At 66.3% G+C, this 25,449-nt stretch carries 26 protein-coding genes and 1 pseudogene; 13 read left to right on the plus strand and 14 right to left on the minus strand.

Going from position 1 to position 25,449, the window contains the following annotated elements:
- Positions 1-9 precede the first annotated feature (9 nt).
- Positions 10-1,305 carry a branched-chain amino acid ABC transporter permease gene (locus tag NFU08_RS09055; RefSeq protein WP_397425506.1) on the minus strand — a complete coding sequence of 432 codons (1,296 nt, stop codon included), beginning with the start codon at positions 1,303-1,305 and terminating at the stop codon, positions 10-12.
- Between the two features lie 349 nt (positions 1,306-1,654).
- Here NFU08_RS09055 and NFU08_RS09060 point away from each other — a divergent pair, with 349 nt between their 5' ends.
- Positions 1,655-2,554, plus strand: a complete 900-nt coding sequence (locus NFU08_RS09060; RefSeq protein WP_174175506.1) for a Bax inhibitor-1/YccA family protein — start codon at positions 1,655-1,657, stop codon at positions 2,552-2,554.
- A gap of 97 nt (positions 2,555-2,651) precedes the next feature.
- Here the strand turns inward: NFU08_RS09060 and galK are convergent, their stop codons facing one another.
- Positions 2,652-3,839, minus strand: a complete 1,188-nt coding sequence (gene galK / locus NFU08_RS09065) for a galactokinase (RefSeq protein ID WP_174175508.1) — start codon at positions 3,837-3,839, stop codon at positions 2,652-2,654.
- Positions 3,836-4,993 carry a galactose-1-phosphate uridylyltransferase gene (gene galT / locus NFU08_RS09070; RefSeq protein ID WP_251422395.1) on the minus strand — a complete coding sequence of 386 codons (1,158 nt, stop codon included), beginning with the start codon at positions 4,991-4,993 and terminating at the stop codon, positions 3,836-3,838. The genes galK and galT overlap by 4 nt, the downstream gene beginning before the upstream one ends.
- A gap of 100 nt (positions 4,994-5,093) precedes the next feature.
- Here galT and NFU08_RS09075 point away from each other — a divergent pair, with 100 nt between their 5' ends.
- Genes NFU08_RS09075 through NFU08_RS09090 form a run of 4 tightly spaced genes read left to right on the plus strand, consistent with a single transcriptional unit; the run spans position 5,094 to position 9,289 of the window.
- Positions 5,094-6,047 (plus strand): aldose 1-epimerase family protein, encoded by a 954-nt coding sequence (locus NFU08_RS09075; RefSeq protein WP_251422397.1) that lies wholly within the window; start codon positions 5,094-5,096, stop codon positions 6,045-6,047.
- Between the two features lie 39 nt (positions 6,048-6,086).
- Positions 6,087-7,418, plus strand: coding sequence for an AI-2E family transporter (locus NFU08_RS09080; RefSeq protein WP_174175514.1), 1,332 nt, complete (start codon positions 6,087-6,089; stop codon positions 7,416-7,418).
- A 3-nt stretch (positions 7,419-7,421) separates the two neighbouring features.
- Complete coding sequence (ilvA, locus tag NFU08_RS09085; RefSeq protein ID WP_251422400.1) at positions 7,422-8,660, plus strand: threonine ammonia-lyase; 1,239 nt, start codon at positions 7,422-7,424, stop codon at positions 8,658-8,660.
- 8 nt (positions 8,661-8,668) lie between these two features.
- Positions 8,669-9,289 (plus strand): rhomboid family intramembrane serine protease, encoded by a 621-nt coding sequence (locus NFU08_RS09090; protein WP_251422403.1) that lies wholly within the window; start codon positions 8,669-8,671, stop codon positions 9,287-9,289.
- 84 nt (positions 9,290-9,373) lie between these two features.
- Here NFU08_RS09090 and greA read toward each other — a convergent pair whose 3' ends face one another.
- Together greA and NFU08_RS09100 are read right to left on the minus strand one after the other, a co-directional pair.
- A complete protein-coding gene (greA, locus tag NFU08_RS09095) occupies positions 9,374-9,868 on the minus strand; it encodes a transcription elongation factor GreA (RefSeq protein ID WP_174175518.1) in 495 nt (164 codons plus the stop codon).
- Between the two features lie 182 nt (positions 9,869-10,050).
- Positions 10,051-10,503, minus strand: coding sequence for a DUF4307 domain-containing protein (locus NFU08_RS09100; RefSeq protein WP_174175520.1), 453 nt, complete (start codon positions 10,501-10,503; stop codon positions 10,051-10,053).
- A gap of 117 nt (positions 10,504-10,620) precedes the next feature.
- On the opposite strand from NFU08_RS09100, the gene mca reads away from it, so the two are divergent.
- Both mca and NFU08_RS09110 read left to right on the plus strand, forming a co-directional pair.
- Positions 10,621-11,526: a mycothiol conjugate amidase Mca gene (gene mca / locus NFU08_RS09105; RefSeq protein WP_174175522.1), complete on the plus strand. Its 906-nt coding sequence runs from the start codon at positions 10,621-10,623 to the stop codon at positions 11,524-11,526.
- 98 nt (positions 11,527-11,624) lie between these two features.
- On the plus strand, positions 11,625-11,975 hold the full coding sequence (locus tag NFU08_RS09110) for a hypothetical protein (protein ID WP_174175524.1): 351 nt from the start codon (positions 11,625-11,627) through the stop codon (positions 11,973-11,975).
- 94 nt (positions 11,976-12,069) lie between these two features.
- Here NFU08_RS09110 and NFU08_RS09115 read toward each other — a convergent pair whose 3' ends face one another.
- Positions 12,070-12,732 carry a hemolysin III family protein gene (locus NFU08_RS09115; protein ID WP_251422530.1) on the minus strand — a complete coding sequence of 221 codons (663 nt, stop codon included), beginning with the start codon at positions 12,730-12,732 and terminating at the stop codon, positions 12,070-12,072.
- A gap of 234 nt (positions 12,733-12,966) precedes the next feature.
- Between NFU08_RS09115 and NFU08_RS09120 the strand changes: the two genes are divergently transcribed.
- Together NFU08_RS09120 and NFU08_RS09125 are read left to right on the plus strand one after the other, a co-directional pair.
- Entirely contained in the window at positions 12,967-13,728 is a 762-nt protein-coding gene (locus NFU08_RS09120) for an isoprenyl transferase (RefSeq protein ID WP_251422533.1), read from the plus strand.
- A 239-nt stretch (positions 13,729-13,967) separates the two neighbouring features.
- Positions 13,968-15,386 carry a PhoH family protein gene (locus NFU08_RS09125; protein WP_174175528.1) on the plus strand — a complete coding sequence of 473 codons (1,419 nt, stop codon included), beginning with the start codon at positions 13,968-13,970 and terminating at the stop codon, positions 15,384-15,386.
- 97 nt (positions 15,387-15,483) lie between these two features.
- On the opposite strand, the gene NFU08_RS09130 is transcribed toward NFU08_RS09125, so the two are convergent.
- Complete coding sequence (locus tag NFU08_RS09130; RefSeq protein WP_251422406.1) at positions 15,484-16,131, minus strand: GNAT family N-acetyltransferase; 648 nt, start codon at positions 16,129-16,131, stop codon at positions 15,484-15,486.
- Positions 16,132-16,173: 42 nt separating this feature from the next.
- Positions 16,174-16,968, minus strand: coding sequence for a hypothetical protein (locus NFU08_RS09135; RefSeq protein ID WP_251422409.1), 795 nt, complete (start codon positions 16,966-16,968; stop codon positions 16,174-16,176).
- Positions 16,969-17,026: 58 nt separating this feature from the next.
- Between NFU08_RS09135 and NFU08_RS09140 the strand changes: the two genes are divergently transcribed.
- Entirely contained in the window at positions 17,027-17,575 is a 549-nt protein-coding gene (locus tag NFU08_RS09140) for an A24 family peptidase (RefSeq protein ID WP_251422412.1), read from the plus strand.
- 67 nt (positions 17,576-17,642) lie between these two features.
- Positions 17,643-18,113, plus strand: coding sequence for an NUDIX domain-containing protein (locus NFU08_RS09145; RefSeq protein WP_251422415.1), 471 nt, complete (start codon positions 17,643-17,645; stop codon positions 18,111-18,113).
- 149 nt (positions 18,114-18,262) lie between these two features.
- Here NFU08_RS09145 and NFU08_RS09150 read toward each other — a convergent pair.
- The 5 genes and pseudogenes from NFU08_RS09150 to NFU08_RS09170 all read right to left on the minus strand — a co-directional run.
- A pseudogene (locus NFU08_RS09150) lies at positions 18,263-18,451 on the minus strand (MFS transporter); the annotation flags it as partial.
- Complete coding sequence (locus NFU08_RS09155; protein ID WP_309296836.1) at positions 18,415-18,750, minus strand: hypothetical protein; 336 nt, start codon at positions 18,748-18,750, stop codon at positions 18,415-18,417. The gene NFU08_RS09155 and the pseudogene NFU08_RS09150, both read right to left, overlap by 37 nt.
- A 96-nt stretch (positions 18,751-18,846) precedes the next feature.
- Entirely contained in the window at positions 18,847-20,274 is a 1,428-nt protein-coding gene (locus NFU08_RS09160) for a class II fumarate hydratase (RefSeq protein WP_251422419.1), read from the minus strand.
- A gap of 87 nt (positions 20,275-20,361) precedes the next feature.
- Positions 20,362-20,976, minus strand: a complete 615-nt coding sequence (locus NFU08_RS09165) for a carbonic anhydrase (protein ID WP_104185370.1) — start codon at positions 20,974-20,976, stop codon at positions 20,362-20,364.
- 9 nt (positions 20,977-20,985) lie between these two features.
- Positions 20,986-21,666, minus strand: a complete 681-nt coding sequence (locus NFU08_RS09170; RefSeq protein ID WP_251422536.1) for a DUF4245 domain-containing protein — start codon at positions 21,664-21,666, stop codon at positions 20,986-20,988.
- Between the two features lie 224 nt (positions 21,667-21,890).
- Between NFU08_RS09170 and glpX the strand changes: the two genes are divergently transcribed.
- On the plus strand, positions 21,891-22,913 hold the full coding sequence (glpX, locus tag NFU08_RS09175; protein ID WP_174175542.1) for a class II fructose-bisphosphatase: 1,023 nt from the start codon (positions 21,891-21,893) through the stop codon (positions 22,911-22,913).
- A 92-nt stretch (positions 22,914-23,005) separates the two neighbouring features.
- The gene (locus NFU08_RS09180; RefSeq protein ID WP_251422421.1) at positions 23,006-24,061 is read left to right on the plus strand and encodes a peptidoglycan bridge formation glycyltransferase FemA/FemB family protein; all 1,056 of its coding nucleotides are present in this window, start codon (positions 23,006-23,008) and stop codon (positions 24,059-24,061) included.
- Positions 24,062-24,160: 99 nt separating this feature from the next.
- On the opposite strand, the gene manA is transcribed toward NFU08_RS09180, so the two are convergent.
- Positions 24,161-25,411, minus strand: coding sequence for a mannose-6-phosphate isomerase, class I (gene manA, locus NFU08_RS09185; RefSeq protein ID WP_174175546.1), 1,251 nt, complete (start codon positions 25,409-25,411; stop codon positions 24,161-24,163).
- Positions 25,412-25,449 lie beyond the last annotated feature (38 nt).

Genomic DNA, 25,449 nt, shown 5'->3' on the forward strand with positions numbered 1-25,449 from the left:
GGCTGTCTCCTAACCCACGCGCTCGCGCCGGCCCAGGATTCCCTGGGGCCGAAACAGAAGGACAACGATCATGATGAAGAGGGCGCCCACGTACTTCAGGTCCGCGGCGAGGCCGAACACGGTGGTCAGCTCCACGAAGATGCCCACGATGATGGAACCGATCAGGGCGCCAAAGACTGTGCCGAGGCCGCCCAGGGTGACGCCGGCGAAGATGAGCAGCAGGATGGCGGAGCCCATGTCGAACGTTACGCCGGGCCGGTAGTAGGCCCACAGGATGCCGCCGAGGGAGGCCAGCATGCCGCCCGTGATCCACACGATCCGGATGACGGAGTCGACGTCGATGCCCGAGGCCGCCGCCAGGGCGGGGTTGTCGGCTACGGCGCGCGTGGCTTTGCCCAGCCTCGTCTTGAGCAGCACGATGCCGATCAGGGCGATCACCACGGCGCTGATGCCCAGGGACCAGAGGTTGTTGGGCGAGATGGAGACAGGTCCCAGCTGGATTTCGGGGCTCTGTGCGTAGGGAAGCTGCTGGGTGGCGCCGCCGAAGTAGAACTGGATGACGTAACGGACTGCCAGTGCCAGGCCGATGCTGACGATCATCATGGGTACCAGCCCCGTGCCGCGGCGCCGCAGCGGCCGCCACAGCCCTCTGTCCTGGGCGTAGCCGAAGAGGCCGCCGCCCAGCAGGGCCAGCAGGATTGCGAGCCAGAAGGGCAGGCCCAGGGCGTTGAAGGCGAACACCAGCACCGCGCCCAGCGTCACCATCTCGCCGTGGGCGAAGTTGGTGAGCCCGGTGGTGCCGAAGATCAGGGACAGACCCACCGAGGCCAACGCAAGGAGGAGGCCGAAGCTCAGGCCGGCGACGAGCCGGTTGAGTAGGTTTTGCCCGAAGTCCTGCTGCTGCACCACGATGCCCTTGCCGAATGCGAAGATGACCGAGAGGTTCGAGGTCTGGCTGAACGTGACGTCGCGGGGGTTTTCCTGGCCCTCAGCCAGGGCAATGCCCTCAGGCAGGGTGGACTCGTCCAGCTCCACGGTGTAGGTGCCCTGTTCGGGCACCCCGATGTTCCAGGCTCCGTTCGCGGAGGACGTGGCCGTGCCGGTGAAGTCATCCTTCGTGGCCGTGATTGTCACGCCCGCCAGGGGTGCCCGGGTGTCATCACGAAGGAATCCGCTGATGTTGTTTTGGAAGGTCTGATTCGACGGGGATGGTGTCGGAGACGGCGAAGTGGCCTGGGAAGCCGGTGCTGCCACGAGGAGGATTGCCAGGATGGAAGCGCTGATGGCTCCCAGTAATCTCAGCAACCCTCGCCGTGCGCCGGCCGGCGGGCCTTGGGGTGTACTTCTCAAAATGGTAAACCTCCACTTGGGGGCGGTCTCGGCTGCGCCATTGCAGCCGCTGCGAACGGATGCAGGGGTAGGGTGGTGCCATCAGGCCGGCACCCGCCACATATGTGAGTTCCGTCACCCTGCTTGGCTTATGCTACAGCGCGGAAGTACCGGTAAATGCCGAGGTCCAGGCGCCGATGGTAGCGATCGGATAACAACTCCGTGCTCCTGTTTCCGGCGGGGAACTATTGAGGGTGCATTTACGTGAGAATTGGTAGCGTAAACCTTAAGGTTCACAACACATCCCATATGGAGGAATCCCGCAATGGCACTTGGCGGCAACCCGATCTTCAACGGAAAGAGCTTCCGTGGAGCCACCCAGGCACCGCCTGTTCCGCAGGCTCCCTACGGACACCAGCCCTACGGCCAGCAGCCGTATGGCCAGGCACCCTACGGCCAGGCCCCGTATGGCCAGCAGGGCTACGGCCAGCCGCAGAACATGACCGACGAGCAGCTGCGGCAGATGTACAACCAGCCCGCTGCAGGCCCCGCTGACACCGGCCGGATGACGTACGACGACGTCATCATCAAGACCGCCGCCTGCCTGGGCGTGCTGCTCGTCGGCGCCGGCGTCACAATGTTTGTTGGCCTGGGCCTCGCCTCCATGCTGATGATCGTCGGGGCGCTGGGCGGCTTTGTCCTCGCGCTCGTGAACACCTTCAAGAAGCAGCCTTCGCCCGCGCTGATCCTTGCCTACGCAGGCCTCGAGGGGCTCTTCCTCGGTGGCCTCACACGCGTCCTGGACACCATGTACCCGGGTGTCGGGCTCCAGGCCGTCATTGGCACGCTGTCCGTCTTCACCGTGACGCTGCTCCTGTTCAAGAGCGGCAAGGTGCGCGCCACCCCCAAGGCCATGAAGTTCTTCATGATCGCTTTGGCCGGCTACGCGCTGTTCTCCGTCGTGAACCTCGTCATGATGCTGACCGGCCTGACCTCGGAACCGTTCGGGCTGCGCAGCGGCATCATCGGCGTTGTCATCGGCATCCTTGCAATCGGCCTGGCCGCATTCTCCCTGGTCATGGACTTCACCAGCATTGAAGCGGGCGTCCAGAGCGGCGCCCCGCAGCGCTTCTCCTGGACGGCAGCGTTCGGCCTGACGGTGACGCTGGTATGGCTCTACGTGGAAATCATCCGCCTGCTGGCCATCCTGCGCGGCGAAGACTGACACCCGGGCCGGCGCCCGACGTCGGACCTTTTTAACAGCTATGGGCCCCACCTCACGGTGGGGCCCATAGCTGTTAAAACCGCAGCCCGGGAGCGCGCTACGCGATCCGGCGGGCTCCCGCCGCCGGGGACACCGTGAAGATGTCCGGTGCCTTGTACCCGGCATCTGCGAATGACTTGGCGACGGCGTCACGCACCGCCTGCTCCAGTCCCACCGGCGTCAGCGCGATGGCCGCACCACCAAAACCGCCGCCTGTCATGCGGGCGCCGATGGCGCCGCCGGCGCGCGCAGTGTCGACCGCCAGGTCCAGCTCGGGGCAGGAAATCTCGAAGTCGTCGCGCATGGACACGTGGCTGGCGTCCAGAAGGGAACCAATGGCGGCCGGTCCCGCGGTTGCCAGGAGCTCCACGGTCTGGAGCACACGGTCGTTCTCAGTCACCACGTGCCGTACGCGCCGGAAGGTGACTTCATCCAGCAGGCCGCTGGCTTCCTCCAGGTCACCCACCTGAACGTCCCGAAGCGCTTTGACCCCAAGCACCTCGGCGCCCAGCTCGCAGGACGCCCGCCGGGACGCGTAGCCGCCGTCGGCATGTGAATGCGAGACCTTGGTGTCAATCACCAGCATCACCAGATCCGCCGGCCGGGTCTCGAACGGAACCAGGCGGGCGTTCTGGTCCCGGCAGTCCAGGAAGACCGCGTGGCCTTCCGCGCCGCGGAGCGAAGCGGACTGGTCCATAATGCCCGTGGGGGCGCCAACAAACTCGTTCTCCGCCCGTTGCGTGGCCAGCACCATGTCCTCGGCGTCGAGCCCGGCGCCGGTCAGCTCGTTCAGTGCCGAGATGACCGCACACTCAATGGCGTGGGATGACGAGAGTCCGGCTCCGAGGGGTACGTTTGAGTCGAGCAGGAGGTCCACGCCCGGAACCTCGATACCGCGCTGTTTCAGCGCCCACATCACGCCGAGGGGGTATTTGGTCCAGCCTTTGGCGGAGCCCGGGCGGAGGGACTCCACCGTGGTGCCCACGACGCCCTGGTCCCCATAGGTGGAGAGCAGCCGTACCGAGGCATCGGGGCGGACCCGGACGGCCACCCGGGCGGTCCGGTCAATGGCGAAAGGCAGGACGAAACCCTCGTTGTAGTCCGTGTGCTCGCCAATGAGGTTGACCCGTCCCGGCGCCTGCCAGATGCCGTCCGGAGCGCCGCCGAACTCCTTCGCGAACCGGGCGGCCAGGTCCTCGGTACCTGCCGGCGCACGGGTGGCCAGGGGGTCGGGTGCGGCGTTCACGCGTGGGCTCCTTCGGGTGTGGCCGCCAGGGCGGCAGGGCGTGCGGCGGCGGACGGGAGGGTGACTTCCCGGAGGCGCTCCGCCACGCTCTCCGGGGTTGTGTCGTTGATGAAAGCGCCCATAGCTGCCTCCGATCCTGCCAGGTACTTGAGCTTATCTGCAGCCCGCCGCGGGGACGTCAGCTGGAGGTGAAGGTATCCGGAGGGACGCAGGACCGGGTCCAGGGGAGCCTGGTGCCAGGCCGAGATATAGGGCGTGGGCGTGGGGTAGAGGGCGTCAACCCGCTGGAGAAGGTTGAGGTAGACGGACGCAAGCTCATCCTTCTCCTCGCCGTTCAGCGCTGCCAGGTCCGGAACCTGGCGGTGGGGCACCAGGTGGATTTCCAGCGGCCAGCGGGCAGCAAAGGGAACATAGGCGCTGAAGTTTTCGCCTTCCAGGACCATCCTGCTGCCGTCTTCCCGTTCAGCGCGCAACAGGGACCCGGTCAGTGTTTCCCGGCCCTCGTGGGCGTCATGGAACTTGCGGGCCGCGGCCCCCAGGACTCCCGCGCGGGGCGTGACATAGGGGTAGGCGTAAATCTGACCGTGGGGGTGGTGGAGCGTCACGCCGATGTCGGCGCCGCGGTTCTCAAACGGGAAGACCTGCTTGATTCCGGGGAGGGCGCTCAAAGCCTCCGTGCGGTGCGCCCAGGCCTCTATGACCGTGCGCGCACGCTCTTCCCCCAGCTCGCTGAAGGAGCCGGTATGGGACGGGGTGAACGCCACTACCTCGCACCGGCCGTAGGCGGGTCCCTTCGTACCCCATGATGTTTCTTCCGGAATCGGGCCCAGCGCAGGCCCCAGCGACGGGAACCGGTTCTCGAACACCACCACGTCGTAGTCCGACGCAGGAATCTCGGATGGATTGCCGGCGGTGGTGGGGCATATCGGGCACTGGTCCGCCGGGGGAAGGTGGGTGCGGGTCTGGCGGTGCGCGGCCACGGCAACCCACTCGTCAGTCAGCGCATCGTAGCGGACCTCGCCGGGCTCACCCCTCGGGGGAAGGCCCCGCTGGTCAGTGGTGAGTTCGGCGGCGCGGGATTTGGGCGCTGCAGCGTCGTCGAAATAGATCAGCTCCCGGCCATCGGAGAGTCTGGTGCTCGTGATACCTGTCATGGAAAGAGTGTGGCATATTCGATCAAAAAAGAATAGTTAACAACAAAAACTCACAGAGTGATGCTGCGTGCCAGGGCCGCCGCGGGGTACGGTATTGCTCATGACTTCACGCTCACCCCAGGAATCCGCGCCGGCACTGCAGGGCCACGCCACCGGCAGGCAGTATGAACTCCGCCGCGGCGACGCCTCGGCCGTGGTGACGGAGCTCGCCGCGGGCCTCCGTTCCTTCAGCAGGGGAGGCACCCTCCTGACGGAGACCTACGGCGACGACGAGATTGCCCCCGGAGCCGCCGGCATCACGCTGGCGCCGTGGGCCAACCGCGTGGAGGACGGAATCTGGTTCCTGAACGGCAAAAAACAGCAGCTGGATATCACCGAGGTTGCCAGGAACAACGCCAGCCACGGCCTGCTCCGCAATTCCGCCTACGCGCTGGTGGACGAGTCCGAGCACTCGGTGACGCTGGAGGCCACCATCTTCCCGCAGCACGGGTATCCCTTCCTGGCCCGGCACCGGGTGCAATACGGGATCGACGGCGACCTTGGGCTGGTGGTCCGCCAGACCCTGCTGAACGACGCCAAGGAGCCCGCACCATTCGTCCTGGGCGCCCATCCCTACCTGAGGCTGGGCGATGTTCCCATCGAAGAGGTGGTCCTGACGGTAGCGGCCGAGACACGCCTGGTGGCCGATGACCGCCTTATTCCGCGCAGCTCCGCCCCGGTGCAGGGAGATTCGGACTTCAGGACAGGGCTTAACATCGCTGCGCTGGACGTGGACGTCGCGTTGACGGACCTGCGGTACGAGGAAGGCAGGGCCCGCCACACGCTGGCGGCGCCGGACGGCAGGCAGGTAAGCCTGTGGCAGGACGAAGCCTGCCGCTACGTCCACGTCTTTGTCAGCACCCAGTACCCGGGCCGCAGCCGGGCCGTGGCCGTTGAGCCCATGACCGGGCCGGCCAACGCCTTCAACTCCGGTGACGGCCTGCGCTGGCTAAGCCCCGGGGGTTCCTTCACCATCGAGTGGGGCATCGACTACACCCCGGGGGCGGCCGGGTAGCGGTTTCCGAATAAGACTCCGCTGGGGAAGTATTAGGCTATGACGCCAGCAGAGGATGCCGTTACCTCCACCAGCCCTACCCCAGGTCCGCACCGGCCTGACTCCAGCCAGCCTGTCCGGGTCCTCGCAGACCGTGAACTGGACCGGGACATACCCTACGGCGTGCGTATCGCAGCCTCGTGGGCCTGGCGCGTGGGGCTGATCCTCCTGGTGGGAGGTGCGCTCGTCTGGCTGCTGAGCCGGATCAGCTTCCTCATTATTCCCGTCATGGTGGCCGCCCTCCTGGCCGGACTCCTGAGCCCGGTGGTGCGGTGGCTCAAGCGATACCGGGTGCCTGCCGGAGCTGCTGTCGCCATCACCGTCGTGGGCTTCATCAGCCTGATCGGAGGGTCGCTGGCCCTGGTGGGACGGCAACTGGTTTCGGGCTTCGGCGAACTCTGGTCTGAGGCGCTGGCAGGAGTCAAGCAGATCCAGGACTGGCTTTCCGACGGGCCGCTGCACCTGACCGCCGCCCAGATGGACCAGTACCTGCAGGAGGCAACCACTGCGCTGCAGGACAACACCAGCAGTATCGTCAGCGGGGCGCTGTCCTTCGGCAGCACGGCCGGGCACTTTGCCGCCGGGCTCATCCTGGCGCTGTTTATCCTGATTTTCTTCCTGCTGGAAGGGGACCGGATCTGGACGTTCCTGGTCCGGCTGCTTCCCAGGAAGGCCAGGGCGGCAGCGTTCGGCGCCGGGCGCAAGGGCTGGACATCCATGGTCAGCTACGCGCGCATCCAGATGTTCGTGGCCTTCGTGGACGCGGTGGGAATCGGCGCGGGCGCCGCCATTATCGGGGTGCCCCTGGCGCTGCCGCTGAGCGTGCTCGTCTTCATCGGTTCGTTCATCCCGATCGTCGGCGCCCTGGTGACGGGGGCCATCGCGGTCCTGCTGGCACTGGTGGCGAACGGCCCCATCAACGCCCTGATCATGCTGGGCATCGTGCTCCTCGTCCAGCAGTTGGAGAGCCACATCCTGCAGCCGCTGATCATGGGCAAGGCCGTCGCCCTGCATCCGGTGGCAGTGATCCTTTCGGTGGCGGCAGGATCCTACCTGGCAGGCATCCCCGGTGCCCTGTTCTCGGTGCCCATCCTCGCCGTCGCAAATTCCTCCATTCGCTACATTGCCGCCAGAACGTGGGAACATGAACAGGTGCCGGCTTTAGCCGGAGGAGCCTTGGCGGGCGCCGGGCCGGACAACACCATCCGGGACGTCCGGCCGCCGGCGGCACTCAAACGCGGCAAGGGCGCCGCCGCCGGCACCACAGCAGAACTACCTGACGCCCCGCCCACTGCGGAACCGGGCGCAGGGGCCGAATCCAGAGGAGAATAGTCCGTGAACATCCTTGAAACCCTTCCCGTCACGCTGGACGATGTCCTGGAGGCGCAGAAGCTGCTTGACGGGATTATCGCGCGTACACCGGTGGAATCGTCCCGCGCCCTCGGAAAGATGGCCGGCGGGGATGTCTACTTCAAGTGCGAAAACCTCCAGCGGGCCGGATCCTTCAAGGTGCGCGGCGCCTACGTCCGCATGGCGAAGCTTTCCCCCGAGGAGAAAAAGCGCGGCGTGGTGGCAGCCTCCGCAGGCAACCACGCCCAGGGTGTGGCCGTGGCCGCCAAGAGCCTGGGCATCAATGCCCGCATCTACATGCCGCTGGGCGTCGCGCTGCCCAAGCTGGCAGCCACCCGCAGCCACGGTGCGGAGGTCATCCTGCACGGCCACAACGTTGACGAGGCGCTCGCCGAAGCCCAGCGGTACAGCAACGAGACCGGAACCGTCTTTGTGCACCCCTTCGACAACGTGGACGTCGTGGCAGGCCAGGGAACCCTGGGGCTGGAGATCCTTGAACAGGTACCCATGGTGGACACCATCCTCATGGGCGTGGGGGGCGGCGGGCTCCTGGCGGGGGTCGCCGTCGCCATCAAAGCCCGGGCCAAGGAGCTGGGGCGGGAGATCCGCATCATCGGGGTCCAGGCGGAGAACGCTGCTGCCTACCCGCCGTCACTGGCAGCTGACGCGCTGGTGCCGCTGAAGAAGGTATCCACCATGGCGGACGGCATCGCCGTCGGCCGGCCCGGGCAGCTCCCGTTCAGCATCATCCGCGAACTCGTGGATGACGTTGTGACGGTCAGCGAAGACTCGCTGGCACGTGCCCTGATCTTCCTGCTGGAGCGGGCCAAGATGGTGGTGGAACCGGCCGGCGCCGTTGGCGTGGCGGCACTGATGGACGGCAAGATCGAAAACCCGGGCACCACGGTGGTGGTCCTCTCCGGCGGCAACATCGACCCCATGCTGATGCTCAAGGTCATCCAGCGGGGCCTTTCCGCGGCCGGACGCTACATGACGGTCCGCATGATGCTCGATGACCGGCCCGGTTCACTGGCCACCATTGCCAGGATCATCGCCGAGAACGATGCCAACGTCACCGGCCTGGACCATACCCGGGTGGGCGGCTCCATCAGCATGGGCGACGTGTCCATCACCGTGAACCTGGAAACCAAGGGCCACCAGCACGGCGAACAGGTCCTCAGCGCCCTGCGCGCCGAAGGCTTCCAGCCCATCGTGGTGCACTAGGACAAGCCATGGCCGGACTGACGGGAAACGGGAGCGTCGGGCAGCGCAGGACCGTGGCCGCCCGGGCCAAGGGCGGCCTGCTGGTGCTGGGCACCTTCGTTGTTCTCCTCTTTGTCATCGAGCTGTTCAACATGGTGATGCTGCGCTCGCTCAACGCGACGTTCGGGCTCCGGCCCAGGAGCGTTGACGGGCTGCTGGACATCTTCACTTTCCCGCTCCTGCACGCGAACCTGAACCATCTGCTGTCCAACAGCCTGCCGCTGATCATCTTTGGGTTCCTGGTGTTCCTTTCGGGACTCAGGGTGTTCCTGACCGCCCTGGCCTTCAGCTGGCTGGGGTCCGGGCTCACGGTCTGGCTGATCGGCGACGGCGGCGTCACGGTGGGTGCCTCGGGCCTGGTTTTCGGGCTGTTTTCGTTCCTGCTGGTCCGCGGTTTCATCAACCGGAGCTGGCGCCAGATCCTCCTGGCGGTGGTCCTCTTCATGGGCTACGGGAGCATCCTGCTGGGTGTCCTGCCCATCGCGGCCGGCTACATTTCCTGGCAGGCCCACCTGGGCGGTGCGGCCGGGGGAGTGGTGGCCGCCCTGCTGCTGCGGCGCCGCAGCCGCACCCCCGGCCCGGCGCTGTAGGTATCCGGACCTTAACGTAAAACGCTGGCCGCCCCTTTCCGGGGCGGCCAGCGTTTTAGGTGTGACCCTGCGGGCTGGACGCAATCAGGCGGCGTACGGCTTGGCGGAGAGGATCTCCACCTTGATGTCCTTACCGTTGGGCGCCGCGTAGCTGAGCGTGTCGCCTTCCTTGTGGCCAAGAATGGCCGCACCCAGCGGCGACTTCTCGCTAAAGACGTCCAGGTCCGAGTCGCCGGCAATTTCACGGGAACCGAGGAGGAAGGTCTCTTCGTCGCCGGCGATCCTGGCCACGACGATCATGCCGGGCTCCACGATTCCGTCGTCTGCCGGAGCCTCGCCCACGTGGGCGTCGCGGAGCAGTGCCGTGAGCTGGCGGATGCGGGCCTCGATCTTGCCCTGCTCCTCCTTGGCTGCGTGGTAGCCACCGTTCTCCTTGAGGTCGCCCTCCTGCCGGGCTGCTTCAATCTTCTGGACGATCTCTGCCCGGCCAGCGCCGGAAAGGTGGTCCAGCTCTGCCTTCAGGCGGTCAAAAGCTTCCTGGGTGAGCCAGGCTGCAGCTGCGCTGTTGGTGGTAGACACGGACTTCTCCTCTGGTGGTCCTACATGCAAAAGACCCCGCCACGGTGGCCACTTGTGGAACAGTAACCAGCTCAGCGGGGTAAAGGTATTGCTCCATTGTAGTCAATCCCTTGGACTTAACCCAACAGGGAAGCGGCGCACGTCACAGGGCCCGGCCTGTTTCCAGGCCCGCGCTTCCGGTACTACGTGCCAGCCGCCCAGCAGCTGTCCACCACGCCGGATACCGGCAGTGATTCCGTGCGCACGGCCACGCGCTGGGCAACCGTGCGGCCGCCGTCGGCTGTTTCCGTGGCCTCTGCTGGGGGAATGTCCACAACCTTCCATCCCACCACCGCAAACTTGGAATCCAGTGCCTTGACCGCGCACTTGACGGCGGTTCCGGGCTCGCGGGTGACCTGGAAGTCCACCTCCGCCAGCGTGGCGTCCGTGGTGCTGTAGCCAATGTCCTTGAACGTCACGTCGGACAGGGACTGGGACGTGGAAACCCACGCCAGGAATCCGATTCCTGCGGCCAGCGCCGCCCCGCCAATGACGCGTTTGGCTTTCGGCGTAAGCGTGCGCTTTTTAGCCCCATAGCGATTGGCTAGGCTAGTGTCTGCGGGCGCGGGTTGGGCCGGCTGGTCCGGGGAAGTCACCTCACCAGTTTAGTGCCCTTTCCGGGGGCAGATTGTCAGCAGCCCCGCCAGGCGTCCGCCCGTTCAAGCCATCCGATCAGCAGCCACAGGCAGCAGAGAATAAGGAGCCGTCCTTCGATGACAGCGTCCAGCACCACCCCGGCGCCGCTACGGCTGCTCGCAGTCCATGCCCATCCGGACGACGAGTCCAGCAAGGGCGCTGCGACGATGGCCAAGTATGCGGCCGCCGGCGTCGACGTCATGGTGGCCACGTGCACCGACGGCTCCAGGGGGGACATCCAGAACCCGGCTGTGGAGGGGGAACCGCACCCCAAACGGGATATGGCCGGCGCCAGGCGCCTGGAGATGGAGCGGGCGGCGGCCATCCTTGGCGTCAGCCAGCGGTGGCTGGGGTTCGTGGACTCCGGCCTGCCCGAAGGTGATCCGCTTCCTCCCCTTCCCGCGGGATCATTCGCCACCCTGCCCCTGCAACGCGCTGCGGCGCCGCTGGTGCGGCTGGTCCGGTCCTTCAAGCCGCACGTCATCCTCAGCTATGACGAAAACGGCGGATACCCCCACCCGGACCACATCATGGCGCACCGCGTTGCCGTGGAGGCCTTCGAATCCGCCGGTGACAGTTCGCGCTATCCGGACGCCGGCGAGCCGTGGGAACCCAGCAAGCTTTACTACGACAGGGCCTTCAGCCCGGAGCGCTTCAGGGCGCTCCATTTCGCCCTGGAGGAAGCCGGGCTCCAGTCCCCGTACGCCGAGCGGCTCGCCGCCTGGCTCGAAGCGGACGCGGAGGGCCACACGCCGCCGCCCGCCACGCATCCCACCACCACGCAGGTGGACTGCGGCGACTTCTTCGAAGTGCGCGACGACGCGCTGCGGGCCCACCGCACCCAGGTGGACCCCCTGGGGTTCTTTTTTGCCGTGTCCCCGGAGATGCAGCGCCGGGCCTGGCCGTGGGAAGACTACTCCCTCATCCGCTCCCGGGTTCCTTCCGAACTCCCGGAGCGGGATCTGTTCGCAGGGCTAAGATAGAAACAGCCGGCAATTTCTATGTCGCGTAGAAGTTAGGGCGGGGCTACCGCCGTCCCTTCCGCGATCCCTGCCATCCGCTCCACAGAAGGTATAAAACCGTGCATCACCTGCTCCTCAGCTTGGCCACCACCCCGACGCCCCTGCCGACGCCCACGCTGCGGGAGGGGATATCCGAGGACCAGGTGACGCCCGGCCTGCTGGGCTTCATCATGACGGCGTTCTTCGTGGTTGCCACCGCACTGCTGATCGTGGACATGGTGCGGCGCATCCGGCGCGTGCGTTACCGGGCGCAGGTGGAGGAGGACCGCATGGCTGCCGCTGCTGCGGCGGACGTTGAGGCGGCTGAGGCTGCTGATGCGGGGGCGCCTGGCCAGCAGGCCCGCGGCGGCGCCGTCCAGGGAACGGCCGACGGCGGAACGGACACCGCGCAGGGCGACCAGCGGCACTGACGCATTGACGACGTCCGAAAGGCGCGGCCGGGCCGGTTGCGCGGGCGCCAATTGCCGCCGCGCCGGCTGAGGACAGCCGGAGAGTGCGGTCCTGTCAGCTGAGGACGGCTGTGGCGATGGCTACGAAATGCGTGGCGAAAGCCACCACGGTCAGGGCATGGAACAGCTCGTGGAACCCGAAGTGGTGGTAGCTGAAATTCGGTTTTTTGAGGGCATAGAAGATTGCACCCGTGATGTACAGGATGCCGCCCACGCAGATCAGGACCGCTGCCAGAACGCTTGCCTGGAAGAATTGCGGCAGATAAAACAGCGCGCCGCAGCCCAGGGCGATGTAGATGGGTACGTAAAGCCAGCGGGGGGCGTCCGTCCACAGCAGCCGGAACAGTACCCCGAGGATGGCCCCGGACCAGATGACCCACAACAGCAGGACCGCCTGGGGCCTTTCCAGGAGGGTCCAGGCCAGTGGGGTGTAGCTGCCGGCGATCACCAGCATGATGTTGGTGTGGTCCAGCCGTTTCAGGACGATCTTGACCCCGGGTGACCAGTTGCCACGGTGGTAGACGGCGCTGACGCCAAAAAGCAGGACGCCCGTGGCGGCGTAGATGGCGGACGTGACTTTGCGGTCCGCTGTCGGGGCAAGGACCACCAGGATGATCCCTGCCGCGAGGGCAAGCGGGGCTGTGACGGTGTGGATCCAGCCTCTCCACTTCGGCTTGATCATCAGGAGTTCGGCAAGCCGGACCGCGGCGTCGTCCATGGAGTTGGTTGCGGCGCCATTTTTCGGGCCGGCACTGTCCTTCGGCTGCGGCGTCCGGGGGGCCTCCGGGGTGTCGCTGTTCATGGTCCCAGAATAACTTACGGAGCGGTAAGTTACCGAAGAGTAGGTTCTTGGTGAGCTGTGTTCCGGGCAAGTGGAGCGGGCCCCCGGACTTGCGGACGGTAGCCTAGGATGTGCAAGTACGTACAGCGAGGAAGTCAGGTGAGTGGACGCGTGGAGTTGCCTGGGTTCCTCTATGGCTTCTATGAGCGCAGGCTGCTGAAGGACCTGCCCCGCGACCGCATTCCCCGCCACATCGGAGTGATGGTGGACGGCAACCGCCGCTGGGCCAAGCAGTTCAACGCCCCCACCAGCCAGGGCCACCAGGCCGGCGCCGACAAGATCCACGAGTTCCTGGGCTGGTGCCAGGAACTGGGGGTCAAAGTGGTCACCCTGTACATGCTCTCCACGGACAACATGAACAGATCCAGTGAGGAACTGGACCTGCTGATGGGCATCATCGCCAACACCCTGGACCGGCTGGATGAGGACGCCAATATCTCCGTCCACGCGATGGGTGCTCCGGAACTTCTTCCTGACTACCTGGCCGAGCGCCTCAACAAGCTGACGGCGCGCACCCCGGTGCGGGAGAAGATCCATGTCAACGTGGCGGTGGGGTACGGCGGCCGCCGGGAAATCGTGGACGCGGTGCGCGAGCTCCTCCATGACGCCGTGGCCAAGGGCAAGGACATCGGCAGGCTCGCGGACGAGCTCTGCGTGGATGACATTTCCCGCTTCCTCTACACCCGCGGCCAGCCGGACCCGGACCTGGTGATCCGGACCTCGGGGGAGCAGCGCCTGTCCGGTTTCCTGATGTGGCAGAGCGCCTACAGCGAGTTCTACTTCTGCGAGGCACTGTGGCCCGCGTTCCGGAAAGTGGACTTCCTGCGGGCCCTCCGTGACTACGCGGGAAGGCAGCGCCGCTTCGGCTCCTGACAACTCCGGTTCATCACAAGTTCACACCACTGCAACAGGAATCGCCGCGTAATGGTTGCGGAAATTACCTGGGGTGGATTTACGTTATATCCATCAGCTGGCAAAACCGCCGGCTGATCGGGGAGGCCAGTACATGGAGCGAAACATCGCACCGGTTGTATGGGAGGCCGGACCCGGCCTCCTGGCCGAGCCGCCTCACCAATAACAATTCCGGGCTGGTGCCCGGGGCTGGAGTCGATGTGGCTACTTCTGAACAACTGCCCGAGGCCGTTATGGACCAGGGACAGAAAGCTACCTCTCGCGCCACGCGAGCCACCTCACAAACCGGTTCAGCAGCGGATGCTGCGGCCGGTTTTGCTGTCTCCGGAAGGGAAGCCGCCATTAACACCTTCGTCATCGACACCTCCGTCCTGCTGTCAGACCCCCGCGCCCTGCTGCGCTTTGCGGAACACGAGGTCATCGTTCCGGTCGTGGTGATCACCGAACTGGAATCCAAACGGCACGACCCCGAGCTTGGCTATTTCGCCCGGAAAGCGCTGCGGCTCCTCGACGACCTCCGGGTCAAACACGGCGGACTGAACCAGCCCATTCCCATCGGGGACGACGGCGGCTCCCTCATGGTGGAGCTCAACCACATCTCCTCCGAGGTGCTGCCGCTGGGCTTCCGGAGCGGGGACAACGACAGCCGCATCCTCGCCGTCGCCAAGAACCTCGCCAACGAGGGCAGGAACGTCACCGTGGTGTCCAAGGACCTGCCAATGCGGGTCAAGGCCTCGGCCATGGGGCTCACCGCCGACGAATACCGCAACGAACTGGTGAAGGACTCCGGCTGGACCGGTGTGGCCGAAGTCGAAGCCAACGAGCAGGAGATCTCAACACTCTACGGCCACGAGCCGGTGTTTATCCCGGCGGCAGCGGAGATGCCGGTCAACACCGGCCTGGTCCTGCTGTCCAATCGTGGGTCCGCCCTGGGCCGGGTGGGCCCGGACAAGCAGGTCCGCCTGGTCAAAGGCGACCGCGACGTGTTCGGCCTGCATGGGCGCTCCGCCGAGCAGCGGCTGGCCATCGACATGCTGATGGATCCCGCCGTCGGCATCGTGTCCATCGGAGGCCGGGCCGGCACCGGCAAGTCGGCCCTGGCACTGTGCGCCGGCCTGGAAGCCGTCCTGGAACGGCGCGAGCACCGCAAGGTCATCGTGTTCCGGCCCCTCTACGCCGTGGGCGGCCAGGAACTCGGCTACCTGCCCGGCTCCGAGTCCGAGAAAATGAATCCCTGGGCGCAGGCGGTCTTCGACACGCTCGGTGCCCTGGTCAGCCAGGAAGTGGTGGAGGAGGTGATGGACCGCGGCATGCTCGAGGTCATGCCCCTCACCCACATTCGCGGACGATCCCTCCATGATGCCTTCGTGATCGTTGACGAGGCCCAGTCGCTCGAAAAAAACGTCCTGCTGACCGTGATGAGCAGGATCGGACAAAACTCAAAGATCGTCCTCACCCATGACGTCGCCCAGCGTGACAACCTGCGCGTCGGCCGCCACGACGGGATCGCCGCCGTCGTCGAAACCCTGAAAGGACACCCGCTCTTCGGCCACATCACCCTCACCCGCTCCGAAAGGTCTCCGATCGCAGCGCTGGTGACCGAACTCCTCGAAGGCTAGGCGGGGGTGTCCGGGTGCCCCTTTCTGTGCGTGCTGGCTCCTCCGTCGCCTTTGACGCACGCTGCCGGAAGGCGCACCCGGGCACCAAGTCCCGGCACTAGCTGATGTTCAGGAAGTTCGCTGCAGCCTCGTGGCCCCCTACCTTGAGGGTCCAATCGGGGCGTTTGAAGGCGTCCGGCGTGAGGCGGACGTGCTGGACCGTTTCCACCTTGGTGCCCCAGGCCTTTCGGGTGGTTCCGTTCAGCTCGTAGCCGAGGGAGCGGGAGACGCCCAGGGAAGCCGCGTTCCAGTCCGCGGCTTCGGACTCGGCGACTTCTGCGCGCAGCCAGTCGAACGCGTAAAGCGCGACGGCGGCGCGCATCTCCTTGCCAAGGCCGCGGCCCTGCGCGGACTGCTTGAGCCAGGACCCCGTACCGACCGTTTTGAGGGTGGCGAAGTCCTTGGCTCCGACGTCCTGGCAGCCGATGAACTCACTGTTATGCCAAATGCCCAGGAGAAGCGTCCAGGATTCCGGCGTGCACTCGGCGCGGCAGCGCCAGTACCAGCGGGCCATGTTCGGTCCAAGGTCTTCGGCCGGAAGTTCAGTCCATGGAGTGCTGAACGGATTCCTGCCCGGCTCGTGGATACCCGTGCGCGCTGCTGCAACCGCCGCCGGAATCTCATGGTCCTGGATGGGGCGCAGCTCCAGCCGGGGCGTGGCCAGCGTGAGACCGAAGAGCGGCCACACAGCGTTCAGTGAAGTCATCCGCGAAGCCTAGCCGATGGGCGCCGGTTCGGCCTGTCACGGTCAGGCGGGAACGTCCCAGCTGATGTGGCGGCGGACGTCGGTGAGGTTCATGGACTCGGCCAGGAAAAGGTCGTCCAGCATGTATTCGTCCACGGCAATAATCCGCAGCCAGTGGCCGTACTGGTCTGTTTCAGGCTCCAGTGAGCGGCTGGACACACAGACGCCGGTGCCCAGGTCCACCCTGATCCTGGAGCGGCCCGGCATGCACAGGGGAGCGGCGGGGTCCGCCGGATGGTAGGCGGCGGTCGGGGCCACCACTGCCTCGAGCGCCGGCCGGCCTTCATGCTCAACTCGGCGGACATCCTGGACCTCCACCGGGTTGCTCCCGGGAAACTCGAGGGGCACGGGGGCGTTGCCGGCAAGCTCCACCGGATCCAGCGCCGCAGAGAAGCGTCCGTTGCCGAAGCCGGGCTCCCCGTAGGCCGCCTCCGGGCGCCGCCGCACCAGGCCGAGGTCGTCATAAACGGGCGTCACCAGGTGGGGCGGCAGGAGCCAGGATTTCCGGGTGGAGCTGATGTAGAGCCCGTCCCGGGAATCGTTGATCCCCGTGGTGCTGTGGAGGACCAGTCCCTCCGGGCTTTCCAGGCGCAGGGCTCCGGGGCGCCGCAGCCAGGCGCGGACCAGGGGAGCCGCAGGGCTGGGAGCTTCCGCGAAGGGTTCATTCCAGTATTCGAAGCGCAGCGACTGCCATTTCCAGGGAGAGGACCGGCACAGGTTGCGGAACATGGCTGCTAGGTCCGCGGGGGCAGCTCCACTGTCCGGATCCGGCCGGTGCCGGAAGTCCCACGTCGCCATATCCACAGTTTACGCGCGGGCTGCGCGTTGGCGGGTGGAAATCCAGTAGCATCCGAGGGTGATCCATCGACTGGGCGAACTATGGCAGCACACTCCGCCGGCCTTCTGGCTGGTGCTTGCCGCGTGCGGCTATTTCGCGGTGATGGCCGTCCGGCTCACGGTGATCGACGTTCGGCACCATCTGCTGCCGAACAGGATCGTTTTTCCGTCCTATGCCGTGGCCGGCGTCCTGCTCCTGGCGGCGGCAGCCTTCGCCGGGGCGGGCTCCGGCCAGGGTTCTGCTGGTCCTGTCGCAGGCCTTGGGTTCCAGCCGGTGCTCCGGGTGGTGGCCGGGGCGGCCATCCTGTGGCTCTTCTACTTCATCCTCCGGCTGGTGTACCCGCCGGGTATGGGCTTCGGGGACGTTAAACTCGGCGGGGTCCTGGGGATGTACCTCGGCTACCTCGGGTGGGGTCATCTGTTTGCGGGCACGTTCCTGGCCTTCCTCCTGGGTGGCCTCTGGTCCGTCGCACTCCTGGCGGCCCGCAGGGGAACCCTTAAATCGTCCATCCCCTTCGGTCCGTTCATGCTCGCCGGAGCCGCAGCGGCGATGCTGCTTCCGGCCTGACCTTCAGCAGCCAGGATGAGGGAGTCCAGGCAGCCGACGCGGAGAAACAGTTCGATAGGCTGGCTCAATGCCTGCGCCTGACTATGTCCTGAAGCTTCGCAAGAAAATCGGCAATGATCCCCTGTGGGTCCCGGGGGTGCGGGGCGTGGTGGTGGACGCCGCGGGCCGCGTGCTGCTGGCCCAACGGGCGGATAACAGGCAGTGGGCCCTGGTGAGCGGCATGCTCGAGCCGGGTGAACAGCCTGCCCGCGGGCTGGTGCGGGAAATCTTTGAGGAAACGGCGGTGGTGGCCGAACCGGAGCGCGTGGTGTCTGTGGGCGCCGTGGGTCCCTTTACTTATCCCAACGGCGATGTGTGCGAGTTCCTGGACGTTGTGTTCCTCTGCCGCTACGTCTCCGGGACTGCCCGGGTGAACGATGACGAGTCAGTGGCCGTCGGCTGGTTTGGAATCGACGAACTGCCCGAACTCATGGCCGGACACCTCACGAGCATCCACCGTGCCCTTGCGCCGGCCGAGGCCGCGCACTTCGAGCCATGACCGAACCATCGCCGCCTTATCGTGAGGAAGCACAACAGGGGCGCCCCAACCCCCAGGATTGCGGCGCCCCTGCCCAGGTGCCTGGCAGCCCTGCTGCGTTATGGCCGGCAGGACGACGGCGGTCAGGTGCGCTGGGGATCAGGCCTGCATATCAGGCCCAGGCTGGCGCCGAAGACGAACAGCTGGACGCAAATGACCCAGATGGATGTGCCCATCAGGCCGGCCATCATGGGCAGCATCAGAAGGCCGGACTCAGCCGCGGAGGAGCCTGAGGACGTTTGCAGGAAGGTGGGCACGAACGCTAGCGCGGAGAACATGCCCAGCCCAGGGGTGAAGCCAGGGCGACATCCCGGGCGAACTGGGCTTCCCGCTGCTCGGCTACTCCGATGATCCGGAGGATCAGCTGCGGCTCCTTCCTGACGACGCCGATGAGCTGGCGGGTTTCCTCCTCCGAGGCGGCCATGTGCTCGGACAGTTTCAGGGAAAGCCGGACGAGGTCCTGGAACAGCGTGGGGGAGATTTCCCCGGCGGGCGATGCGTGCCCGCCCGCGATGAATTCCTCCAGGACGTCTGCGGGAATGTCATCGTCGATGTGGCCAAGGACCGCGTCTTCCTTGGTGGGGAAGCTAAACTCCACAGCACGACGTCGGCCGCCCGCCTTCGCTGGGAAGGTGGGCGGCCGACGTCGTGCTTTAGCTGGGGCCTTTTGCCGGCGGGCCGGCGGTGGAAAGGCTTAGGCCTTGTGGGCCGGAGCCGTCATGGTGGTGACATCCAGGGCCTTGTCCAGGTCCGCTTCCGAAACCTGGCCCTCGCCGTCGCCGACGAAGCCCAGCTTCTCGGTGGCCTGGCGGACGGTCAGGCCCTCCGCCACAGCCGTTTTGGCGATCTTGGCCGCGTTCTCGTAGCCGATGTACTTGTTCAGCGGGGTCACGATGGACGGGGATGCCTCGGCCAGGAAGCGGGCACGCTCCACGTTCGCGGTGATGCCGTCGATCATCTTGTCTGCCATGACCCGGCTGGTGTTGGCGAGCAGGCGGATGGATTCCAGCAGGTTGGACGCCATGACCGGGATGCCCACGTTCAGCTCGAACGCACCGTTCGTGCCGGACCAGGCGATGGCGGTGTCGTTGCCGATGACCTGGGCTGCCACCATGATGGAGGCTTCGCAGATGACCGGGTTGACCTTGCCGGGCATGATGGACGAGCCGGGCTGCAGGTCCGGGATGGCGATCTCGCCGAGGCCCGTGTTGGGGCCCGAGCCCATCCAGCGGAGGTCGTTGTTGATCTTCATGAAGGAGATCGCGATGTTGCGCAGCTGGCTGGACGCTTCGATGAGGCCGTCGCGGTTGGCCTGCGCCTCGAAGTGGTCGCGTGCCTCGGTCAGCGGCAGGCCCGTGTCCGTGGCCAGCAGTTCGATGACGCGCTCGGGGAACCCGGCGGGGGTGTTGATGCCGGTGCCCACCGCCGTGCCGCCCAGCGGAACCTCGGCCACGCGGGGGAGGGACGCGTTGATGCGCTCGATGCCGTAGCGGACCTGGGCTGCGTAGCCGCCGAACTCCTGGCCAAGGGTGACCGGCGTGGCATCCATCAGGTGGGTGCGGCCGGACTTGACCACGTCCTTGAATTCAACGGCCTTGCGCTCCAGCGATTCGGCCAGGTAGCCGAGTGCGGGGATCAGGTCGTTGATCAGGGCGGAGGTCGCAGCAACGTGCACGGACGTGGGGAAAACGTCGTTGGAGGACTGCGAGGCGTTGACGTGGTCGTTCGGGTGGACAACCTTGTCGCTGCCGGCCGCCTTGAGGGCGCGGGTGGCCAGCTCGGCGATCACCTCGTTGGTGTTCATGTTGGAGGACGTGCCGGAGCCGGTCTGGAAGACGTCGATGGGGAAGTCGCCGTCGTACTTGCCCGTTGCCACCTGGTCCGCGGCCTCTGCAATAGCTGTGGCCAGCTCGCCGTCGAGCACACCCAGTTCAGCGTTGGCCTGGGCGGCAGCCTTCTTGACCCGGGCCAGCGCCTCAATGTGCGCAGGCTCCAGGGTCTTGCCGGAAATCGGGAAGTTCTCCACTGCCCGCTGCGTCTGCGCGCGGTACAGTGCGTTCACGGGGACGCGGACTTCGCCCATCGTGTCATGTTCAATGCGGAACTCTTCAGTGGAAGTCATGGGGCTAGCTTAGGACGCCCGGGCGCCGCACCGAAAACCGTGAACTGCTTGCTACACGCCGCCGCCGAAGCCGTTCCGGAAGGCCCCTTAGAGCTCGCCGATTCCGGAAACAAGGTTCGCACGGCCCTCAGCCAGGCTGTACGAAAGGCCGATCACGGCAGCCTTGCCTGACCCGATTGCGTCGGAAATCACACGGGAGCTGTCCACGAGCCGTTCCGAGGTCTGCTTGACGTGCTCCACCACCATGTCGTTGACGTCGGTCTGCTCGTTGCGCAGCGACGTCAGGACGGACGGCGTGATCCGTTCCACGAGGTCCCGGATGAAGCCTGCCGGCATCTGGCCGGTCTCCACGGCCGACTTCGTGGCGCTCACGGCACCGCAGCTGTCGTGCCCGAGGATCACGATCAGCGGCACCCCCAGCACGCCGATGCTGTATTCGAGGGACCCCAGGACGGCGTCGTCGATCACCTGGCCTGCGGTCCTGACGACGAAGACATCGCCCAGGCCGACGTCGAAAATGATTTCAGCGGCGAGCCGGGAATCGGAGCAGCCGAAGATCACGGCGAACGGGTGCTGGTTCTCCACCAGCGAGGAGCGGCGGGACGCATCCTGGTTGGGGTGGGAGGTCTCACCGTTGACAAAACGTTCATTGCCTTCGCGCAGCCGGCGCCAGGCGAGTGCGGGAGTCAGGTAGGTAGTCACGCGCCTACCTTACGGCGCTGCGGCGGGGGAGGGTGAAACTGTGACAGCCGGGTTGCTTTCCAGGGATTTGACGACGGCGTCCGCGAGGGCGGCGAATTCGTCCAGCTGGGCCTCCCCGGACAGAACAACGGTAGTCCCGCGGTAGTCCAGCACCAGGGATTTCTCACCCTTGCCGGTGTCCCGAAGTTCCCATTCCTGCCCGCCGGCGTTCCGGGAGCCGGTGACGGGTGCGTTGCGCGTCTGCTGCAGCAGCCAGGTGGGGTTCGCGTTCCTGGTCTGGACCAGCCCGATGAAGGACTCCTTGGGCGTCAGGTATCCCACTTCCCAGGTGGGGACGCCGTTGCCGGTGCCGGCTTCCCACCGGGCGTAGTTGGGGCGGAAGCTGTCGCCGGTGTCGGGCGCGACGGGTGTGAATCCTGCCACATCCGTGGCATTCCGCGAGACGGCTGCCACGTCGATGTTCGGCCGGTAGCCATCGCTCCTGGGCAGTGGATTCATGAGGATGATGGGCAGGAACGCGGCAATGCTCACCACCAGGGCGATGATCATTCCGATGACCGAGGCGTTGGCACGCTTGGCGGCAGCAGCCGGAATGACAGGCTTTACCGGCCCATTCCCTGCCGCAGCGCCGGACCCGCCGTTGCCCTCGGATCCGGCCGGCTCTGGGCTGGGACTGGTCTTTTCCTGCATGTCATTCACCCCTCTATAGTCGCCCATGCCGGCAGCCAACTTCCATTTGGGCGCTCCAGGCCCCTGGCCGCCGTCGCCGGTACATTGCGCGGGCGCGTCATCCGCCACCCCGTTGAGCGGCTCGCGACTATGATCGGTAGCAGAGGAATCACCGCGCTGCTGCACCGGCGGGGCGGGTTTTATGATCGCCACTCGAAGAAGAGGTTCACGTGTCACCAGCGTCCATGACCCAGAAGTACTCCACGATCTCCCCGTCGCTTGCCGTAGGCATTGACGAGCCGGACCGCAACCTTGCCCTCGAGCTTGTCCGCGTGACCGAAGCCGCAGCCATCGCCGGCGGCCACTGGGTGGGCTTCGGCGACAAGAACAAGGCCGACGGCGCAGCAGTCGACGCCATGCGCTCCTTCCTCCAGACCGTCCACTTCAACGGCGTTGTGGTCATCGGTGAGGGCGAGAAGGACGAGGCCCCGATGCTCTTCAACGGAGAACGCGTCGGTGACGGCACCGGCCCCGAGTGCGACGTCGCCGTCGACCCCATCGACGGAACCCGCCTGACTGCCCTGGGCATCAACAACGCCCTGGCCGTCCTCGCCGTGGCCGAGCGCGGCTCCATGTTCGATCCTTCCGCCGTGTTCTACATGGAGAAGCTGGTTACCGGTCCCGAAGCCGCGGACATGGTGGACCTCCGCCTGCCGGTCAAGCAGAACCTGCACCTCATCGCCAAGGCGAAGGGCGTCAAGGTCAACCAGCTCAACGTCATGATCCTTGACCGCGACCGCCACAAGCCGCTGGTGGAGGAAATCCGCGAAGCCGGTGCGCGCACCAAGTTCATCATGGACGGCGACGTCGCCGGTGCCATCGCCGCAGCGCGCACCGGCACGGGCGTTGACGCGCTGATGGGCATCGGCGGCACGCCCGAAGGCATCGTTGCGGCCTGTGCCATCAAGTCCCTGGGCGGTGTCATCCAGGGCCGCCTCTGGCCCACCAGCGACGAAGAGAAGCAGAAGGCCATCGACGCCGGCCACGACCTGGAGCGGGTCCTCTCCACCAACGACCTCGTCTCCAGCGACAACTGCTACTTCGCCGCCACGGGCATCACCGACGGCGACCTCCTGAAGGGCGTCCGCTACTCCAAGGACAAGGTCCTCACCCAGTCCATCGTCATGCGTTCCAAGTCCGGCACCATCCGCTTCGTTGACGGCGAGCACCGCGCCGACAAGTGGGAGGGCTACGCCCGCAAGAGCTGACGCCGGCGCGCTTGAACGCCAGGCCCCCGGGAAGTGCGCAAGGCACTTCCCGGGGGCCTGGCCTTTTAAGCCCTTGGTATAGGGTTGAAGCCATGATTCCTGCTGTTGTGCCCTGTACTGACCGCGCCCTCTGGGACGACCACGTTGACCGGTTCCAGGGACATCCGCAACAGTTGTGGGGCTGGGGCGAAACCAAGGCCATGCACGGCTGGACCGTCGACCGCGTGCTCATCAACGAGGCCGGCACCACCATCGGCTGCGCCCAGCTGCTGGTCCGCCGCCTTCCGCTTCCCTTCCGGGCCCTGGTCTACATTCCGCGGGGCCCCATGTGCGCCCCGGAGAAGGCGCAGGCAGTCCTGAACCGGCTCGCCGAGCATGCTTCAGTCCGGCACCGTGGAGTCGCCCTGAGCATCGAACCCGACTGGGACCAGGACTCGGTGTTTGCAGGTGCCGTGGCCGCCGCAGGCTTCCGTCCGTCCGCCAACACGGTGCTGATTCCGCGCACGCTCATCCTCGACCTCACCAGGTCGGACGACGAGCTCATGGCGGACATGTCCAAGTCCACGCGGGCGAACATCCGCAAGGCAATGCGCAGCGACGTGGAGTTCCTCAAGGTGAAGAACGACGCCGAGCTTGAGCAGGTGCTCTCGATCTACCACGAGACCGCTGAACGCGCCGGGTTCGGGATCCACGAGGACCAGTACTACCGGGACATTTTCCGGAACATGGGAGATGGCTCACCCATCATCGGGGCGTTCGACGGCGAGCAGCTGCTGGCGTTCGTCTGGCTCGCCAGGAGCGGCTCCACTGCCTTTGAGCTCTACGGCGGCGTGTCCGCGGAAGGCCAGAAACAGCGCGTCAACTACGGCGTGAAGTGGGCGGCCCTGCAGGCTATGCGGGAGGACGGCTGCCGCCGGTACGACTTCAACGGACTCCTCAACGACGGCATCTCCGACTTCAAGAAGCAGTTCGCCAAGCACGAAAACATGCTCATGGGAACCTGGGAGAAGCCGCTTTCGCCGCTGTACCCCGCCTACGCCCAGGCCATGCCCCTGGCGCGCCGGGGACTGCAGACGGGACGGCGCGTCCTGAAGGCCGCTGCCGGGCGTGTACGCCCCCTGCTCCAACGGCTGCGCCCCGGCAACTAGCGTCACCCACCAGCTGCGCTCAGCAAAAGGGCGACGGCGGCACCCCGCCCGGGTGCCGCCGTCGCCCTTTGCCGTTGCCGCCTGAAGCGCCGCCGACTGCTAGAGGCCGGTGGTCACGGCAAAGGCAAGCGCCTGCTCCGTGCTGCCGGCCACGGGGTGGACGTTGACCGGAGCCTCGGCGTCAGCCAGGAAGGCGCTGCCGCCCCTCGACAGCTGCAGGTCGCCCTTGGGCGAGTCCAGGTAGATATCTCCTGCCACCACGATGACCACGGCCGCCCCGGACTGCGCCAGCGGGACCGGGGCCGCGCCCGGCGCGAGCTCTATGCGCTGGAGCTGGAACTCCTCGAACGGCGGGCGGAACACTTCCTGGTCCAGGGCCGTCCGCTCAGCGGCCAGCATGGGCACCGCAACAGGCTGGAAATCAACGGTGCGGAGGAGCTCGGGCACATCCACGAACTTCGGGGTCAGGCCGCCGCGCAGGACGTTGTCCGAGGAAGCCATGACTTCCACGCCCAGGCCGTGCAGGTACGCATGGACATTTCCGGCCGGAAGATACACCGCTTCGCCCGGCGCCAGCGAGACACGGTTCAACAGCAGGGAAATCAGCACACCCGGATCCCCGGGATACTTCTCGTTGAGGCTGATCACGGTTTTCAGCTCGGCCTCATGCGGGGCCAGGGCGGCTTCGGACAGGAGTGCAGCCACCACCAGCGCCGTATCCTCGGCCACGGACCGGCCTCCGGTGATCAGGCGCTCGAAGGCGTTCCGGAGGGCCTGTCCCTCATCGCTTGCGGCGAGGTCCTCCTGCAGCTCTTCGACAAGGGCGGGGACGCCGGCTTCGCTGGAGCCACAGGCTGCCGCGACGTGCGCCAGGATCTCCCGCGTTTCCGCCACCGGGCGAAACCCGCACAGCGCCTCAAACGGGGTCAGGGCGAGGATCATCTCGGGTTTGTGGTTGTCGTCCCGGTAATTGCGGTTGGGGGCGCCCGCAGGCACCCCTTCCGCGTTCTCGCGGGCAAATCCGGCGCGCGCCTGCTCCAGGCTGGGGTGGACCTGCAGGGACAGGGGCTGGGCTGCGGCGAGGATCTTGGCCAGGAAGGGCAGCCGGGGGCCAAAACGGGCCACGGAGTCCGCGCCGAGGTAATGGTCGGGATCGCTGGAGATGAGGGCATCCAGCGCGGTCCCCGCCGGCCCGTCCCCGGGGACGCGGGCGGTGGACGGTGAATCGGGGTGCGCGCCGATCCACAGTTCGGCTTCCGGCCGGCCCGACTCGGGCCGGCCCAGGAGGGCCGCGATGGCCGTCGTCGAACCCCAGGCATAGTCGCGCAGGACGTTCTCAATCTCGTACAAAACCGGTTCCGTTTCCCTAGGTCTGCTGGATGAAGTGT

It is taken from the genome of Pseudarthrobacter sp. NCCP-2145 (genome assembly GCF_023708005.1).
Taxonomy (GTDB): Bacteria; Actinomycetota; Actinomycetes; order Actinomycetales; family Micrococcaceae; genus Arthrobacter; species Arthrobacter oxydans.